The organism is Streptomyces sp. ActVer (genome assembly GCF_027270795.1).
Classification (GTDB): Bacteria; Actinomycetota; Actinomycetes; order Streptomycetales; family Streptomycetaceae; genus Streptomyces; species Streptomyces umbrinus_A.
On record NZ_JAPWHT010000880.1, the window covers coordinates 1 to 1,413 of the forward strand.

At 74.9% G+C, this 1,413-nt stretch carries 1 protein-coding gene; it reads left to right on the plus strand.

The features are described from left to right. Positions 1-100 precede the first annotated feature (100 nt). Positions 101-1,413 (plus strand): DUF5682 family protein (locus O3Q52_RS53035; protein ID WP_269655540.1); only part of this gene is annotated, 1,313 nt, incomplete at its 3' end.

Sequence of the window (1,413 nt, forward strand, 5' to 3'; positions counted from 1 at the left end):
GTTCCCACTGGGCGAGCTGACGACGATCTCCGGCACGCGGATCAGTTTCGGCGAGGGGCTCGGGCGGGCGCGGCTGATCGCGCTGGCCGCCGCCGAGGACATGCGGCCGCCCGTCGCCCTTCTCGCGCATGTCGTGGACGAGCCGGGGCGGTCGGCGTTCTGGCCGCTCGCCGAGTTCTCGCCGGAGTGGGTGGCCATCCGCTGGGCCCTGGAGCACGGGGTGCCGGCCCGCTTCATCGACCTCCCGGCCACCCACACGCTGGCATGGGGACGGGAGGAGACGGAGAACAAGGAGGACAACGGGGACGAGGAGACATCGGAGAAGGGAGCCTCGGAGAAGAGGGAGCGGGCCGGGGAGGGGGAGCCGGGGGGACTTCCGTCCGAGCCCGCGGAGGCCGTCCGGATCGACCCGCTCGCCGTCCTCGCCGAGACCGCCGGGTACGACGACGCCGAGCGGTGGTGGGAGGACGTGATCGAGCACCGGGGGGCGCGTGACGGGGACGCGTTCGCGCCGTTCGAGGTGCTCGGCGAGGCGATGGGGGCGCTGCGGGAGGCGTTCGGGACCGGGGGACACGAGCGGGACCTCGTGCGGGAGGCGTACATGCGGCTCCAGGTGCGGGCGGCTCAGCGGGAGTTCGGGGACGACGTGGCCGTGGTGTGCGGTGCCTGGCATGTGCCCGCCCTGCGGCAGCGCACGACCGTCGCCGCCGACCGGGCGCTGCTGAAGGGGCTGCCCAAGGCCAAGGCCGACATGACCTGGGTGCCCTGGACCCACCGGCGGCTGTCGCGGGTGAGCGGCTATGGCGCGGGGATCGACTCACCGGGCTGGTACGGGCACTTGTTCGGCGCCGCCGACCGCCCGATCGAGCGCTGGATGACGAAGGTGGCCCGGCTCCTGCGCGACGAGGACCGGCCCGTCTCGTCCGCGCACGTCATCGAGGCGGTGCGGCTCGCGGACACGCTCGCCGCGATGCGGGGCCGCCCCCTGCCGGGCCTGACCGAGACCACCGACGCCGTACGGGCCGTGATGTGCGAGGGCTCGGACGTGCCGCTCTCACTCGTGCACGACCGGCTCGTCGTCGGTGACGTCCTGGGCGAGGTGCCCGCGGCGGCGCCCACCGTGCCGCTGCAGCGCGACCTCGACCGGCTCCAGCGGCGGCTGCGGCTCAAACCGGAGGCGCAGGAGCGGGAGTTGGAGCTCGACCTGCGCAAGGAGAACGACGCCGGGCGCAGCAGGCTGCTGCACCGGCTGCGGCTCCTCGGCATCGAGTGGGGCGAGCCGGCCGCGTCGCGCGGCAGCACCGGTACGTTCCGGGAGACCTGGCGGCTGCGCTGGGAGCCGGAGCTGGCGGTGCGGGTCGCCGAGGCCGGCGTGTGGGGCACGACCGTGCTCGCCGCCGCGACCGCGAAGGC